The following is a 15,671-nucleotide window of genomic DNA, read 5'->3' as shown; positions in this document are numbered from 1 at the left end:
GAGTGAATGATGATGGAAATCCAGCGCGTAAATAGAGTTTCCGCGTCCCGGGCTGAACGAAAAGAAGAAACCGCGAAAGCATCCGTAACATTCACGGATGTGATCGCAAACAAGCGTCAAAATGCTGTACTTGAGAAAATGAACGGCATGATGAAAGAGATTGAGGCACAGGGGGAAAAACTCTCCGAGCACCGAACGATTGACGACCTGCGTAAATACAAAAAAATGGTCAAAGAATTTATGCAGCAGGCAGTAGACAGCGGTCTTCAGCTGGAAGAACAGCGGGGCTTTAACCGCCGCGGACGAACGAAGGTCTATAAAATTGTGAAAGAAGTAGACAGCCGTCTCACCCAGCTGGCCAATGACGTCATTAATAAAGAAAAATCACAGCTTGATATTTTGAGCAAGGTTGGCGAAATTCAAGGGCTGTTAGTTAATATTTACACATAAAAAGGGGGAGCGTCATGCTCATCGAAACGCTCGAAAAACAGCTGGCGCTTCATAAAAGCCTGCTTGCATTAGCACAGGCGAAAACAGAAGCGGTCAAGCAAAACAAGATGGACGAATTGAACCGGATTGTCCGGGATGAACAAAAACATGTCAGTGCCATTACGATACTGGAAAAGAAACGAACGGAGCACTCCAGTCAAACATTAACGGAGCTTCTGGCATCTCTTTCAGCAGAAGAACAGCGAAAAGCAGAAGAACTCCGCGGCCAATTGGTCGATGTGCTTGGAGAACTGCAGCACACGAACCGGCTCAATGAAGAGCTACTGGACCAGTCGCTTCAATTCGTTCACCTGCAGCTTGACCTGCTTTCCCCGCCGGAAGCAGGGAATTACGCAGCGGACGGGGAATCAAACCAGCCGCCGTCGACTGGACCCATTTTTGACTCGAAAGCATAGGAGAGAAGAATATGAGATCAACCTTTATGGGGCTGGAAACCGCCAAGCGCGGCATGTTTACCCAGCAGAGTGCCCTTTATACAACGGGGCATAACATTTCAAATGCCAATACACCAGGCTACTCACGCCAGCGAGTAAACTTTCAAACGACAACTCCTTACCCGGCTGTCGGCTTAAATCGTCCAAATATTCCCGGCCAGATGGGAACAGGTGTAGAGGCGGGCTCTGTGCAGCGTATTCGGGACGCTTTTGTTGACGTGCAGTACCGCAATGAAAATAACAAGCTTGGCTACTGGAGCGAGCGGGCAGATGCGCTTACAAAAGTTGAAGACATTATCAATGAACCGTCCGAGCAGGGACTTGCCAAAACCTTTAACGAATTATGGGATTCCCTGCAGACGCTTGGCGGCTCGCCGACAAATGATGGGGCACGTAGTGTCGTCATCGAACGGCTGCAGTCTGTGACGGAAACATTTAACTATATGTATGACTCACTGAAGGCAATGAAAGACGATTACGGCAATCAGCTGGATGTGACCGAAAAAGCAGTCAATTCCATTCTGTCACAAATTAATGATGTAAATCAGCAAATCAAAGAAACGGAGCCGAACGGCTACCTGCCAAATGATTTGTATGACAAGCGGGATGCGCTTGTGGACGAGCTGTCTCAATATGTCAATATTTCAATTGAACGCGTGCCAAACGGTGGCAACTCACTGCCTATCGCGGAAGGAACGTATAAGATCTTTTTGGCAGATGCAAACGGCGCAGCAACAACAAATGAACTCGTGAATGGCGAAGGCTACACGCAGCTTGATATTCAAACAGACGGTGACAAAGTTACACAAATTGTATTTGCCAGCTATACAAAAGACGGAGCGGCTGGCGGAAACGCTTATAGCGGAACGACCGCTATCTCCGGAACAAAAGATGCGGTTATCTTTTCAAGAGGAGAAATCCGCGCATTAATTGAAGCATATGGCTACAGTGACGGTACCAAAACCGTTGGGATGTATTCCAATATGCTTTCCGATTTAAACACACTGGCTGAAGCTTTTGTATCAGAATTTAATGAAGTAAACAGCGCCGGTAAACGAACGGACGGCACAGCACCGGGAGCTATTTTAGAAATCACAGATGCAGCAAACGCGGCCGGCAGTATTCAGCTTGTAGCGGGCACTACCGGCAAAGACATTGGTGCTTCTTCAAACGGTGAAGCAGGAGACGGGGCCAATGCTTATAACCTGGCAAACATCTTTACCGATAAAAGTTTAATTGTGACAGACAGTACGACTACGCCGGCTACAACCACATCAATCAATGAATTTTTCGAATCGGTCATCGGTCGCCTTGGTGTAGACTCCCAGCAGGCCAGCCGCACTGCAATGAATGTGGAAGTGCTGCGTACATCCGTGGAAACAAACCGCAATTCTATTTCGGCGGTGTCACTGGATGAGGAAATGACCAACTTAATTCAATTCCAGCATGCTTATAATGGCGCTGCTCGTATGATTACGGTAGTAGATGAAATGCTTGATAAAATTATTAACGGAATGGGCACAGGCGGCCGTTAATAGAGGAGTGAAGAGATAATGCGCGTAACACAGTCGATGTTGTCCGGCAATTCTTTAAAAAGTCTGCAGGCGAGCCTTGCTCGTCTTGATCAATTAAATACGCAAGTATCTACACAGAAGAAAATCACAAAGCCTTCAGATGATCCGGTAACGGCGATGAAAGGAATCGTATACCGACGCAGTTTATCGGAGGTTGAGCAATACCAGCGCAATTTCAGCGAAGCGTACAACTGGGTGGAAACGTCTGATTCTGCTTTAGACAAAGCCAAGCTTGCATTGGATCGGATTCGTGAATTAACGGTTGAAATATCAAATGATACGTATGACGCACAGCAGCGCCAGGCGGTCAGCGCAGAGATCAAGCAGCTGAAAGAACACTTGGTCGAAATTACCAATACAAAGTTCAATGACCAATATTTATTTAACGGTACAAAAACAACGACACAGCCGTTTAACGAAGATGGGACAGTCAGTGCAGGCGGATTAAGTACTGGGAAAGTAGAACTAGAGCTGTCCAAAGGGGTTATGATCCAAGTCAATATTGACGTAAGTAGTGTATTCGGAGCTGCTAACAATTCGGGAGAGTCCGTATTTGATACGATTGATCAGCTTATTACACAGCTTGATACGGGTACAACAACAGGAAAAGACTTGACCGGTTTTTTAAGCACGCTTGATACCCATATTTCTTCTAACACAACGGCTCGTGCTGAAATGGGGGCACGTTATAACCGTATCGAATTGATGGAAGGGCGTATGGCTGAGCAGCAAGTCGTCGCGTCACGAATTATGTCCGAAAACGAAGACGTAGACTTTGAGAAAGTAGTGACAGAGTTAACAACTCAGGAAACGGTTCATAAAGCGGCACTCTCTGTTGCATCACGAATTATTCAGCCGACCTTGATGGATTATCTCCGTTAATAGGAGGGGCGGGCGATGCAAATTACAACGCTTGATTATACGATTACGAATGCCAGGCTGGGTATCCAAACAACTTCCGCCAAGCAGTCGATTCAGCAGCCGGGTGCCACACTCGATATTCGCCAGCCGAAAGCGGAAATGACGATCGAAACAACTCCGGGCCAGCTTCGCATTGATCAGTCACAGGCATTTGCCGAAGCGGGACAGAAAGATGTTTTTCAATTAACACGCGAAGCCGCAGCAAAAGCGCGCCAGCAGGCACTAGAAGGCATAGGCCGCCGTGCGATGGAAGGCAGAGAGCTTGCTGATATTCATACAGGCGCAAATGCCATTCAGCAGCAGGCACAGCGTGCATCCACCCGCAGTTTTGAAACTGGGCTTGCCTGGATTCCTTCCTATGGCAGCGTGAAGATTGACTATCAGGTAGGGGACGTTACAATGAATGTACAGACGCACCAGGTTGAAAACAATACCCGGGCCAACAAGCCGATTATTCACTATCAGCCAGGTGAGGTCCGCTTCCAGGTGAATGAATACCCGTCCGTCCACTTTCAGGCGGTCAATAAAACGATTTAAAGGATGATCAACGTGAAGATCGAAACAAAATACCACGGTGAAAAAGAAATCGCAAAGGAAGATATTATTACTTTTTCAAGCGGCATTCCGGGATTTGAATCGGAAAAAGAATTTGTTCTTTTGGCCTTTCCGGATAACGATGTTTTTTATGCCCTTCAATCGATTTCTACACCAAGCTTAAGCTTTATCGTCACAGATCCATTTTCCTTTTTTATTGACTACAACGTACAAATTGATGACGCGACCATTGAAGCTTTGTCGATTGAGAAGGAAGAAGACGTCACACTCTTAAACATTTTAACAGTGCGTGATCCATTTGAAGAAACAACCGCCAATCTTCAGGCTCCGCTTGTGATTAACAAAAAAACAAACAGTGCCCGTCAGCTTATTTTAACCGGCACACCGTATGAAACACGCCACAGCTTGTTCCAGGCAAAGGAGGCGTAATCCATGCTTGTTTTAACACGAAAGTCCGGTGAATCGCTGATGATCGGGGATGATATTGAAATCACCGTTATCTCCGTTTCCGGCGATCAAGTCAAAATAGGTATTAACGCACCAAAGCAAATTGATATTCACCGGAAAGAAATTTACTTCCAGATCGGCAATGAAAACAAATCAGCATCCGCTGGTGTAGCGGACTTATCCGGCCTATTTAAACTCCCGCCATTAAACTAATGGACGGGAGTTTTTTGTTAGGGTAATTACAAATAAAATGACGGACAGCAAGGCTCATATTCTTAATGCTAAGGTGGGCAAAGAGATAATAAGTAAAATAAAAGCATCTGCAGTGATGGCGATAATCATACAAGGGGATCAGCCCCAGGAAAGTATCTTGCAGCTTTAAAAAAATAACGGCGTTAGAAATTCTTTCAAAAAAATAATAAAAAAACAATCGAAAATCTATTAAACATTTTTTCAATAGGCCGATAATAGTAGTGTAAGCAAAAAGGAACAGGGCGGCCGACCTGGTACGGATTGCTGAACAAAAGGAAAACTGTTTACACGGACGTGAACAGTCACAATCAAGGAGGAAAATGAAATGATTATCAATCACAATAACGCAGCAGTTAACACATACAATAAATTTAGCGCTGCAAACAACGCGCAAGCTAAAAACATGGAGAAACTATCTTCAGGTCTTCGCATTAACCGTGCTGGCGACGATGCAGCAGGTCTTGCAATCTCTGAAAAAATGCGTGGCCAAATCCGTGGTTTGGATATGGCAACTAAAAACTCGCAGGATGGTATCTCTCTAATTCAAACAGCTGAAGGTGCGCTTAACGAAACACATGCAATCCTTCAACGTATGCGTGAACTAGCCGTACAAGGCGGTAACGATACTAACGTTACGGCTGACCGTGAGGCTATTCAGGATGAATTAAACCAATTAATGTCAGAAGTAGACCGCATCGCTGACACTACAGAATTCAATACGCAAAACTTATTAGGCGGAAGCTTCTCTGGAACTCTTCAAATTGGAGCAAACGACGGTCAAACAATTAACATTGCTATTTCTGATATGGGAGCAAGTGCATTAAGCCTTACAACGGCAGACATCTCTGTTGGTTCTAATGCAGCGGCAAGCGCTTCAATTCAAACTTTAGATGCTGCAATTGAATCTGTATCTAAACAGCGTTCTAAACTTGGTGCTACTCAGAATCGTCTAGAACATACTATTAACAACCTAAGTACATCTAGCGAAAACTTGTCAGCTGCTGAATCTCGTGTTCGTGACGTTGATATGGCGAAAGAAATGATGTCTCAAACGAAAAACTCAATTCTTTCTCAGGCAGCTCAAGCGATGCTTGCACAAGCAAACCAACAGCCTCAAAACGTACTTCAATTGCTTCGTTAATTGCTATATAAGTAATAGATTTAAAGAAATATCGTGCTTTGATAACAAAGCACGATATTTTTATTAAGTGTATTAATTATAATAGGAGACGATAAAATGAATCCGTTTATTTCATTATGTATGATTGTAAAAAATGAAGAGAAAGTAATCGAGCGTTGCTTATCTTCTATTACTCACTTAGTAGATGAAGTAATTATTGTAGATACAGGTTCGACAGATAAAACAAAAGCAATTTCAGAAAAATATACATCTAAAATTTTTAATTTTGAATGGGTAGATGATTTTTCAGCAGCACGAAACTTTGCGGCATCCAAGGCATCGGGCAAATGGCTTTTAGTGTTGGATGCTGATGAATATGTAGATGAAGAGAATTTTAAAGGCTTTATTCAAGAATTAAAAGAAGACAAAGGACAGTTTGATGCTTATACGGCAAAGATACTTAATTTTACCGGTAATTTTGGAGAAAGTCTGGTCCAAAACCTTCATGATAGAATTTACAAAAATACTGGAGAAATTTTATACTACCGTAAAATTCACGAGCAGTTTAAACATGTAGAAGGCAAGTCATTAAACATAAAAAATTCCAGTTTGCTGCTTTTTCACTCAGGCTACCTAAATAAAACTGTGAATGAAAAACAAAAAAGTATTAGAAATAAAGAGCTCTTACAAAAAGAAATAAACGTTGGACCTAATAAGGCATTTGATTATTTTAATTATGGGAATGAGTATGCTTCCACAGGCGATTATGCCAAAGCGTTAGAGTGCTATTTAGAAGCATACAAAGGAAAAAGCGATTTTAGATTATCGTGGGTTTCGACTACACTTATACAAATCATTGTTTGTTTAATGCAACTAAAGCGGTACAACGATGCCTTAAGTGTGATTAAAGACGCGGAAAGTATTTATGACTCCTCCGCTGAAATTCTTTTCCTGAAAGGTGAAATCTTCTTTTTAAGGGGACAATTAGAAGATGCGAAGCAAGCCTTCAAGAAAATAGTAAATAACCAGCCAAAATATAACCATATTATCTTAAGACCAGATTTGAAAGATCAAAAACCGCATACTCGATTGGCGGAAATTTATCTTTGTGAGGAAAATTATAATGATGCTATTTTTCATTATACAAGTGTGTTAAATATTAATAAATTTAATAATGAATGTATTAAAAAAGTGATCTATATACTGAGTAAGTTTCATTCCAGTGAAGAAATCGCCGGTTTTCTTTTTTCAAAAGAGCTGGTGAATTCAAAGAATATCAAAAACTATGTTAGGGCTTGTTTTGAAGCTGGGAATCCTCAATTGGCATTAAACTTACTGGAGAATTTTTATGAGGAAAACAAATTTTTATACCAAATAGCGCTCTTGAAGAAAGCATGTATCACAAGTGAAGAAAACTTTGAATACATGCATGACATCTTGGAATATTCCATTGTAAAAGAGTTAATTCAAGCAAATTGGATCAATCTTATTGATCTTTTTCTGTTGAGAGAATTCTCTGAAAAGGATAACAAAGTATTAAGCCTTATAAAGCAGTTTGAAAAAGAAGAAGTATTTAATGCACTCATTAATTTATTCAAAGTTAAAGTACCTAAAGACGACATTGAAGAGAATTTATTCCTGTTTTCTTTACAAACACTTATTGACTATAGAAAAAATGCTCTTTGTCAGGTCTTATTAAGCAAAGTTGATTACTTAGATAAAAAAAGTGTCCGTAAAGCAGCAGCTTTATTATTTTCAAAAGGCTACAAGGTTGAAGCTTTGCAACTGTATGAAAAGACAGAATGGAGTTATTTTAACGAGCAGGATTTTGTAAACATAATAAACAGTATGCTGCAAACCAATAATGCTGTTAATGCGGTAGAAGTAGCTAAATATGCTCTTTCTATTTACAATCAAGATTTTCGGTTTTATCAAGTGATTTTAGAAAATACACAGGACGAGAACTTAATTATTACAACATTGCAAAAAGCAACAGAATTATTTATAGAAAGCTCATATCTACGGCAATATAACGTAGAACGTTCTATATAGAAAGAGGAATGAATTTGAAAATCTCTTTAGCGATGATTGTGAAAAATGAAGAAAAATACATCGAAAGATGCATAAACAGTGTAGAAGATCTAGTAGATGAAATTGTGATAGTAGATACTGGTTCAACAGACAGAACAATTGATATTTTGAGGAAATACCCTAACGTTCACCTATATAATTTTGAATGGTCTGATGACTTTTCGGCTGCCCGCAACTTTTCCATCGAAAAAACAAAGGGTGACTACGTTTTAGTATTAGATGCTGATGAGTATATTACTGAGGGATCAAGGGATGAATTAGAACTAGTTATGAACCAAAACTACATTGGCCGACTATTAATTCATAGTCCTTTTCAAAAAGATCAACAAACCTATGAATCTAAAGAGTATGTATCAAGATTTTTTCCACGTGAAGTAAGCTATACCGGAGTAATCCATGAACAACTCAATAGTGATAGACCTAGAGTTAAAATTAATATAAATGTTAAACACGATGGTTATTTTAATAAAAATAAGGGCGAGCGCAATATCCCTTTATTACTAAGAGAAGTGAAGAAAAACCCCAGCAATTCCTACTATCTGTTTCAATTAGGTAAAGAATTACGAATAAACAAACAATACAAAGAAGCTTTCTCTTTTTTAAATAAAGCATATGTTCAAATAATTAAAAATAGTCCGTATTATAATGAGTTAGTAGTAGAACTGATTAATAGCGGAAAAGAATGTAGTAAAGAAGAAGTCTTGGAGATAATTAAGCAAAATGACACACTTTTAAAGAATATCCCTGATTTTCATTTTGCTAAAGGGCTGTTTTACTTGGATTATTGTTTAAGATGTCCTGAAGAAGCAGCTAATTATATTCCTCTTATAGAAAAAAGCTTTTTAGAATGTTTAGTTCTGAATGAAAGACCAGATTTGGAGATTGTTAAAGGAACAAGCAGTTTTATGGCAGCGTATAACCTAGGTGTATTTTATGAAGTTACAGGTCAGTTAAATAAGGCGTTGCCTTATTATAAATACTCGTGTGAAAAGGGTTATAATCCAGCCGAACAGCGTTTTAAAAAATTAAGTAAATTGAATCAATAGGGGAAGAGTCTCATTGATTTGCCTTTTAAAGATAAAACTAATTTAAATTAGATTTATTCATGAATAGATTAGTAGATTGAATGATGAAATGAAAGGTGAGGCGTCGAGTATATGGCTGAGCTTGAACAGATAGAAAATTATATAAAGAGTAACCAAATAGAAGAAGCCTTTAACTTAATTATTGCAAGTGAACCAGCATTTTTGCATAATGCAGATTACTGGAATTTAAGAGGTGTACTATGCATAAAAGTAGGGGAGTATAAAACTGCTTTAGGATGTCTTGACAGAGCATTGATCATAAATGTGAAAAATAGAGATGCTTTATATAACTATGCGTACATTCTTGAAAATATTGGAGACGTAACGGGAGCGGCCAAGTACTATGGCTTGGCTTATCTTTCTTCTACGGAAGAAAGTATGAAAAATGCATTGTTAGAAATGTATGAAGAAAATATAGATTTAAAGAGAGAATTTGATTTCGCTGTATCAGGAAACTTCAAGCCATACCAGGAACCGCTTGTAAGTATCATTATTCCTACCTACAATCAAAAGAAATTTCTGAAAGAAGCAGTAGAAAGTGCGCTTGCTCAGGATTATTCTAATCTAGAAGTAATAGTTGGAGATGATAACTCTACAGATGGTACAGATGAATTAATGCAAGTGTATTTAGAACACCCTAAATTAAAGTATATTAAGCGAAAAGAGAATCTCGGAGCTGGAAATAATTCAAGAGAGATATTATATAATCGTAGCAACTCTAAATACGCTATGATTTTAAATCACGATGATTATTTGATAAAGCCTAATTATATCTCGGAAGCAGTAAAGCTGTTAAAGCTCAATCCTAATTTGTCCCTGGTATGGGCAAATTGTTATATGAAAGATGAAGAAGATCAATATTTGGGCAAAACTGAATATGACTTGCCTGAAGTAATAAACGGACTAGACTATTTTATAAATTATGAAACAGAGGACTATAAACATATAACAGGTCTACTAACAACAGTTTTTGATCGGGAAAAAGCAGTGGCTCACAACTGTTTTAATGAACAAACTAAAGCAAAGGATTTGTTTTTATATTTAAAATTAATGCTTGTTGGAGATGTTGGATTTATTAAAGAGAAAGCAGCAGTGTACCGTGTAAACAGACAAAGCATAAGCTTTAATATGCCAATTGAATATGATTACACTACCATTACTGAATTAGAAAACTTAAAAGAAAAGGCTATTGAAAAAGGATTTAGTGAATTTATTCTGGAAAAATGGTTTCTATTAAGGATTACTCATTATTTGCGCTGGCGCTTGAATACTTTAAAATCCATGGGAGAAGATGAGAAAGCTAATGAACTGTTGAAAAATGTTCTAAAAGAATATCCTGAAGTTAATAAATATATTGCTGTAGTAAAATAAAGAGAATTTATTTTAGTAGATATAACCTTTTTTAAATATTCAATAATAGTTTTATGGGTATTTAGTAGAACGCGTTTTAATTTATAAGTTTAGGTGAATAAAAATGAAAATAGCAATCATGCAACCTTATTTGTTTCCATATATAGGGTATTTCCAACTAGTAAACGCAGTGGATACTTTTGTGATTTTTGATGATGTGCAATATAAACAAAGAGGTTGGATCAATAGAAATAGAATTTTGATTAATAATCAAGATCATTTATTTAGCTTTAGTGTGAAAAAATCTTCGAGAGATACTCTTATAAAAGACAAGTTTTTTTCAGATCAAGTTAACAACGATAAAAAGGAATTTTTAAAAAGTATTGAACATAGCTACAGTCGTGCTCCTTATTATCAAAAAGTGATATCTATTATTGAAGAAATTACTTTGTTTAATGAAGAGAATTTATCAGATTTTATTACAAATTCTTTGAAAGTAATTTGCGGATATTTAGATATAGAAACTAACTTTATAAAATCCTCTTCTTTATCAAAAGAGGAGGGGCAGGTCATTGGCGCGGATAAAAAAATTATTTCTATCGCCAGACATTTAGGTGCTAGAACATATGTAAATTTAATTGGTGGAATAAGTTTATACACCAAAGAAATATTTCACGAAAATGACCTTGATATTTATTTTTTGAAGTCTAAAGATATCATATATAGGCAATTTAAACAGGAATTTATTCCTTCACTTTCTATAATAGATGTCTTAATGTTTAACTCGGTTGATGAAATAAAAATAATGCTTAACGAGTGTAAATTAGTGTGAAAATAGTAAGTAAAGGAAAATCTGAAATGGAATTCAAAGACATTATCTCTATACACGGAGCACCAAGATCAGGAACTTCATGGCTAGGGCAGATATTTGATAGTTCTCCAGAAGTAAGGTACAAATTTCAACCATTATTTTCTTATGCTTTCAAAGACCGCTTAAACTTACAAAGCAGTGCAAAAGAAATTGATGAATTTTTTAATGAGGTCTACTTAAAGAAAGATCCTTTTTTAGATCAAGAGGATAAAAAAGAGAAAGGGAGCTATCCAGTTTTTGAAGAGAAAGACGAAAAGCCTAATTTTTTAATAACAAAAATGGTAAGATATCATTTTTTAATACCCCATTTTCTTTCAAACATGCCTAGTATAAAAGTAATTGGGATCGTTAGGCATCCTTGTGGGGTTTTAAATTCCTGGTATAAAGCACCAAGAGAGTTTCGTCCGGAATGGGACTTTAAGAAGGAATGGCAATATGCTCCATCTAAAAATCAGTTTAGACCTGAAGAGTATTTTGGTTATAATCGTTGGAAGGAATTGACACAGATTTTTTTGTATTGCCAAGAGAAATGGCCTGAGAAATTTTATCTGATTCGTTATGAAGATTTAGTAGAAAATACAATTCAAGTAATTGGGGAAGCATTTTTGTTTTCAGGAATAGAAATGAACAAGCAAACTAAAGAATTTTTACTTAAGTCAAAAAGTGATCATCAGAATGATGAATATAGTGTATATAAAGGAAACAAAGATCATAGAGATTGGGAAAGTGAATTAGACAAAAATATTATAAAACACATATATAAAGATTTAGCAGGAACAAACATGGAAATATTTTTAAAGTAGAAATTCAGGAGGGTATTGTGAAAGGAATAATATTAGCTGGAGGTAGTGGCACAAGACTTTATCCAATTACTGAAGCAGTCTCCAAGCAGCTGCTTCCAATCTATGATAAACCAATGATATATTACCCTTTATCTGTTTTAATGTTAGCAGGAATTCAAGAGATATTAATTATCACTACTCCAAGAGACAGATGCCAGTTTGAAAAATTACTTGGGTATGGAAAAAAATGGGGAGTAAATATCCAATATGCTATTCAAGAACACCCTAAAGGACTTGCGGAAGCATTTATTATTGGAGAAGAGTTTATTGGAAAAGAATCTGTCTGCCTAATCTTAGGCGATAATATTTTTTACGGTCAAGGCTTTAGTCCAGAATTAAAAAATGCTGCAAAAATCAAGAGTGGAGCCGTAGTGTTTGGTTATCAAGTGAAAGATCCGCACCGGTTTGGTGTCGCAGAATTTGATTCTGCTCTTAATGTGATTTCTATTGAAGAAAAGCCGCAGAAACCAAAATCTAATTATGCTGTTACTGGTCTTTACTTTTATGATAACGATGTAGTGACAATTGCTAAAGAAGTAAAGCCTTCTGAGCGTGGAGAACTAGAAATTACGGATATCAACAAAATATACCTAGAAAGAAAAAAACTGAAAATAAAGTTACTTGGACGAGGATTTGCTTGGTTGGACACAGGAACCTTTGAAAGCCTTATTGATGCGGGAAAATTTGTTCAAACAATTGAGGAAAGACAAGGATATAAAATTGCTTGCCTTGAGGAAATTGGATACCGAAATAATTGGATTACAAAGGAAGAAATTTTGAAAATTGCTAATGAATACACAAAAAATAATTATGGTGAGTATTTAATAGATTTAGTGAAAGGAGTGTTTTAGTCAGTTACATCAAATTATTTATAAGTAAATACTGTAAGAAATATATTTGATTTATAGTCTACTGAAAATATTTATAAATAAAGAAATGAATGATTTCACGGGAAGGTATTGGTAACCGATGATTAATGTTTCACTCCCGTTTTTGCCGCCTGAAGAAGAATATAAGCAATACATTTCGCAACTATGGAAAACAAAATGGTTGACAAATAATGGAGTGTTAGTTCAGGAATTAGAAAAAGCACTTGAGCAATACTTAGGGATTGATTCTCTCTGCTTTGTGAGTAATGGAACAGTTGCTTTACAACTTGCGATAAAAGCTCTTGATATTAAAGGTGAGATTATTACCACGCCTTTTTCTTTTGTGGCAACTACTACCTCAATTATATGGGAAAGTTGCAAACCAGTTTTTGTAGATATCGATCCAAGAACTTTATGCATTGATGTTGATAAGATCGAAGATGTTATTACGGATAAGACGGAAGCAATTTTAGCGACCCATGTTTTTGGAATTCCGTGTGATGTTGAAAGAATCGAAAAAATCGCCAAGAAATTTAATTTAAAGGTTATTTATGATGCTGCTCATGCGTTTGGGGTTAGATATAAGGAGAGATCTTTATTAAGTTTTGGAGATATATCTACAATTAGTTTTCATTCAACTAAGCTTTATCATACAGTTGAAGGAGGAGCAATCGCTAATAATGTTTCCAAAGACATTACTGACAAAATAAAGAGGTTAAGAAGCTTTGGGATAGAGGGAGACATTCACTATCTTCCGGGGATAAACGCTAAAAACTCTGAATTTCACGCAGCCATGGGCCTGTGTAACCTGAAGTATATTGATGAGATTATTGAGAAAAGAAAGAAACTAACTGAAACATATAATATAATTCTTTCAAATTTAGTTGAAAGACCGTCTATAGCAGAAGAGGTAATTTACAATTATTCATATTACCCAGTAATCTTAAAAACTGAACAAGTTCTGTTGAAGATTAAAAATATGCTTGAAGAGGAAGAAGTTCGAACAAAGCGGTATTTTTATCCTTCACTAAATACGCTTCCTTACTTAAAAGACGCCTCTTTCTGTCCGGTTTCGGAACATCTTTCGAGAAGAATTCTTTGCTTGCCATTATATTCAGATTTAGAAATTGAGAACGTTGAAAGAATCGGAAACTTAATTAAGAACTGTTTACTACGTTTATGACCTTAAATGCAATCTAAAGTTAATAATAGTCTTTAGTAGTAAATTGAGTAACTAATATCTTTGCAAAAGTGAATCAGTACATTAGTGAGGAATGAACATGAGTAAAACTAAAATCCTTGTTACGGGCGGAGCAGGCTTTATTGGATCAAACTTTGTTCCATTCCTGTTAAGGAAATATAATAATTATCAGGTTATTAACCTAGACCTACTGACTTATGCAGGTAATTTGTCTAATCTTGATGAAATAATACATGATGAACGCCATATTTTTATTAAAGGCGATATTCGAGATAGAGAACTTATTGAAAGTGTATTTGAACAATATGGTATTCAGCATGTTATACACTTCGCTGCTGAATCGCACGTGGATAATTCGATTGAAAATCCAACTGTCTTCGCAGAAACTAATGTGGTTGGTACATTAAATTTGCTTGAAGCAGCACGATCAAACTGGATGAAGGCACCATTTCAATATAAAGACGGGAATCTACAGTCAAGGTTTCACCATATTTCAACTGATGAAGTATACGGTACACTTGGAGAAACAGGGTATTTTACAGAGCAAACGCCATACGCACCTAATAGCCCTTATAGTGCCAGCAAGGCTGGCTCTGATATGCTGGTACGCAGCTATTTTCATACCTACGGCTTAAATACCGTAACCACAAACTGTTCAAATAATTATGGGCCAAGACAATATGATGAAAAGTTAATTCCTACTTTGATTCAGAAAGCATTGTATGGAGAGAAACTTCCCATCTATGGAGATGGACAAAATATTCGAGATTGGCTTTATGTAGAAGATCACTGTCGGGCCATTGACCTTGTATTTCATAATGGCAAAGCGGGAGAAACATACTTGGTCGGTGGGAATAACGAGCGAACAACCCTACAGATTGCTGAAACTGTTTGTACTTATTTGGACAAACGAATCCCAAAGACAAAAAGCTATTTAGAGCAAATAAAGTTTGTGAGAGATCGTCCAGGTCACGATTTTCGATATGCGATTGATTCTTCTAAATTAGTAAAAGAGCTTGGCTGGAAAGCAGAAGAAGAGTTTTATACCGGTATTCGCAAAACAATTGATTGGTATATTAAAAAATATACACAATAAGATATGGAAGGTTAGTTTGTAGAAATTGTATGCCTTTTGTCATTCATTAAAATATGCTAAGTAGCTTTCCTATGAAGTCACCTGAAATTTTAAAAAGCTCAATAACCCGCCTTGATATGTACAAGGCGGGTTAAATATTGTGTAAAAGGCATTAATATTTTATAAGGAACTCTTTAAGAGAATCTGTATAAATAGAACGTTAGCCTAACTAATTCTCTAATATTAATGAAAAATACAAATATCCAGTTTGATGGATCATGTATTATAGTGCTATTTTACTATTCATATAAATACTTATCGGAATTATAATAGACTTATATCACATAAAACCAAGTGAAAAAGGCAAACTATGGGAAACTATAGGACGCAAAGCCATGGGCCTGTGTCATGTTGACTAGTTAACATGATTGGCAGCCGGTTGCCGCAAGGGATCATAGTCTCATGGACGGATGA

16 protein-coding genes and 1 riboswitch are annotated in these 15,671 nt (G+C 37.0%); all 16 genes read left to right on the top strand.

Features of this window, described 5'->3' with window-relative positions; all coding sequences use genetic code 11:
- The first annotated feature begins 12 nt into the window (after positions 1-12).
- The 16 genes from RIN81_RS07670 (at position 13) to rfbB (ending at position 15,218) form a co-directional block, all read left to right on the top strand.
- On the top strand, positions 13-450 hold the full coding sequence (locus tag RIN81_RS07670; RefSeq protein WP_309088969.1) for a YaaR family protein: 438 nt from the start codon (positions 13-15) through the stop codon (positions 448-450).
- 14 nt (positions 451-464) lie between these two features.
- The gene (locus RIN81_RS07665) at positions 465-905 is read left to right on the top strand and encodes a flagellar protein FlgN (RefSeq protein WP_309088967.1); all 441 of its coding nucleotides are present in this window, start codon (positions 465-467) and stop codon (positions 903-905) included.
- A gap of 11 nt (positions 906-916) precedes the next feature.
- Complete coding sequence (gene flgK / locus RIN81_RS07660) at positions 917-2,479, top strand: flagellar hook-associated protein FlgK (RefSeq protein ID WP_309088965.1); 1,563 nt, start codon at positions 917-919, stop codon at positions 2,477-2,479.
- 18 nt (positions 2,480-2,497) lie between these two features.
- Positions 2,498-3,400 (top strand): flagellar hook-associated protein FlgL, encoded by a 903-nt coding sequence (gene flgL / locus RIN81_RS07655; RefSeq protein ID WP_309088963.1) that lies wholly within the window; start codon positions 2,498-2,500, stop codon positions 3,398-3,400.
- A 15-nt stretch (positions 3,401-3,415) separates the two neighbouring features.
- On the top strand, positions 3,416-3,976 hold the full coding sequence (locus RIN81_RS07650; RefSeq protein WP_309088961.1) for a DUF6470 family protein: 561 nt from the start codon (positions 3,416-3,418) through the stop codon (positions 3,974-3,976).
- Positions 3,977-3,979: 3 nt separating this feature from the next.
- Positions 3,980-4,423 carry a flagellar assembly protein FliW gene (gene fliW / locus RIN81_RS07645; RefSeq protein WP_375164520.1) on the top strand — a complete coding sequence of 148 codons (444 nt, stop codon included), beginning with the start codon at positions 3,980-3,982 and terminating at the stop codon, positions 4,421-4,423.
- Positions 4,424-4,426: 3 nt separating this feature from the next.
- A complete protein-coding gene (gene csrA, locus RIN81_RS07640) occupies positions 4,427-4,654 on the top strand; it encodes a carbon storage regulator CsrA (protein ID WP_309088957.1) in 228 nt (75 codons plus the stop codon).
- 364 nt (positions 4,655-5,018) lie between these two features.
- Positions 5,019-5,834 (top strand): flagellin Hag, encoded by an 816-nt coding sequence (gene hag / locus RIN81_RS07635; RefSeq protein ID WP_309088955.1) that lies wholly within the window; start codon positions 5,019-5,021, stop codon positions 5,832-5,834.
- Positions 5,835-5,930: 96 nt separating this feature from the next.
- Positions 5,931-7,865, top strand: coding sequence for a tetratricopeptide repeat-containing glycosyltransferase family 2 protein (locus tag RIN81_RS07630; protein ID WP_309088953.1), 1,935 nt, complete (start codon positions 5,931-5,933; stop codon positions 7,863-7,865).
- Between the two features lie 14 nt (positions 7,866-7,879).
- A complete protein-coding gene (locus tag RIN81_RS07625) occupies positions 7,880-8,950 on the top strand; it encodes a glycosyltransferase family 2 protein (RefSeq protein ID WP_309088951.1) in 1,071 nt (356 codons plus the stop codon).
- Between the two features lie 111 nt (positions 8,951-9,061).
- Complete coding sequence (locus RIN81_RS07620; protein ID WP_309088949.1) at positions 9,062-10,360, top strand: glycosyltransferase family 2 protein; 1,299 nt, start codon at positions 9,062-9,064, stop codon at positions 10,358-10,360.
- A 103-nt stretch (positions 10,361-10,463) separates the two neighbouring features.
- The gene (locus RIN81_RS07615) at positions 10,464-11,171 is read left to right on the top strand and encodes a WbqC family protein (RefSeq protein ID WP_309088947.1); all 708 of its coding nucleotides are present in this window, start codon (positions 10,464-10,466) and stop codon (positions 11,169-11,171) included.
- A 26-nt stretch (positions 11,172-11,197) separates the two neighbouring features.
- Positions 11,198-12,013 carry a sulfotransferase family protein gene (locus RIN81_RS07610; RefSeq protein ID WP_309088945.1) on the top strand — a complete coding sequence of 272 codons (816 nt, stop codon included), beginning with the start codon at positions 11,198-11,200 and terminating at the stop codon, positions 12,011-12,013.
- 17 nt (positions 12,014-12,030) lie between these two features.
- The gene (rfbA, locus tag RIN81_RS07605; RefSeq protein ID WP_309088943.1) at positions 12,031-12,903 is read left to right on the top strand and encodes a glucose-1-phosphate thymidylyltransferase RfbA; all 873 of its coding nucleotides are present in this window, start codon (positions 12,031-12,033) and stop codon (positions 12,901-12,903) included.
- 118 nt (positions 12,904-13,021) lie between these two features.
- Positions 13,022-14,104: a DegT/DnrJ/EryC1/StrS family aminotransferase gene (locus RIN81_RS07600; RefSeq protein ID WP_309088941.1), complete on the top strand. Its 1,083-nt coding sequence runs from the start codon at positions 13,022-13,024 to the stop codon at positions 14,102-14,104.
- Positions 14,105-14,201: 97 nt separating this feature from the next.
- Complete coding sequence (gene rfbB, locus RIN81_RS07595; RefSeq protein ID WP_309088939.1) at positions 14,202-15,218, top strand: dTDP-glucose 4,6-dehydratase; 1,017 nt, start codon at positions 14,202-14,204, stop codon at positions 15,216-15,218.
- A gap of 331 nt (positions 15,219-15,549) precedes the next feature.
- A riboswitch (cyclic di-GMP riboswitch) is annotated at positions 15,550-15,644 on the top strand.
- Positions 15,645-15,671: the final 27 nt, after the last annotated feature.

The sequence above is a fragment of the Domibacillus sp. genome (assembly GCF_031181085.1).
Taxonomy (GTDB): Bacteria; Bacillota; Bacilli; order Bacillales; family Domibacillaceae; genus Domibacillus.
Note: the sequence above shows the minus strand (reverse complement) of the source record. Positions and strands in the feature narration are given on the sequence as shown.

Bases quoted from the DNA above. Each gene is read 5' to 3' on its own strand.
- RIN81_RS07670 (WP_309088969.1), top strand. From the start codon at position 13: ATGGAAATCCAGCGCGTAAATAGAGTTTCCGCGTCCCGGGCTGAACGA.
- RIN81_RS07665 (WP_309088967.1), top strand. From the start codon at position 465: ATGCTCATCGAAACGCTCGAAAAACAGCTGGCGCTTCATAAAAGCCTG.
- flgK (WP_309088965.1), top strand. From the start codon at position 917: ATGAGATCAACCTTTATGGGGCTGGAAACCGCCAAGCGCGGCATGTTT.
- flgL (WP_309088963.1), top strand. From the start codon at position 2,498: ATGCGCGTAACACAGTCGATGTTGTCCGGCAATTCTTTAAAAAGTCTG.
- RIN81_RS07650 (WP_309088961.1), top strand. From the start codon at position 3,416: ATGCAAATTACAACGCTTGATTATACGATTACGAATGCCAGGCTGGGT.
- fliW (WP_375164520.1), top strand. From the start codon at position 3,980: ATGATCAACGTGAAGATCGAAACAAAATACCACGGTGAAAAAGAAATC.
- csrA (WP_309088957.1), top strand. From the start codon at position 4,427: ATGCTTGTTTTAACACGAAAGTCCGGTGAATCGCTGATGATCGGGGAT.
- hag (WP_309088955.1), top strand. From the start codon at position 5,019: ATGATTATCAATCACAATAACGCAGCAGTTAACACATACAATAAATTT.
- RIN81_RS07630 (WP_309088953.1), top strand. From the start codon at position 5,931: ATGAATCCGTTTATTTCATTATGTATGATTGTAAAAAATGAAGAGAAA.
- RIN81_RS07620 (WP_309088949.1), top strand. From the start codon at position 9,062: ATGGCTGAGCTTGAACAGATAGAAAATTATATAAAGAGTAACCAAATA.
- RIN81_RS07615 (WP_309088947.1), top strand. From the start codon at position 10,464: ATGAAAATAGCAATCATGCAACCTTATTTGTTTCCATATATAGGGTAT.
- RIN81_RS07610 (WP_309088945.1), top strand. From the start codon at position 11,198: ATGGAATTCAAAGACATTATCTCTATACACGGAGCACCAAGATCAGGA.
- RIN81_RS07600 (WP_309088941.1), top strand. From the start codon at position 13,022: ATGATTAATGTTTCACTCCCGTTTTTGCCGCCTGAAGAAGAATATAAG.
- rfbB (WP_309088939.1), top strand. From the start codon at position 14,202: ATGAGTAAAACTAAAATCCTTGTTACGGGCGGAGCAGGCTTTATTGGA.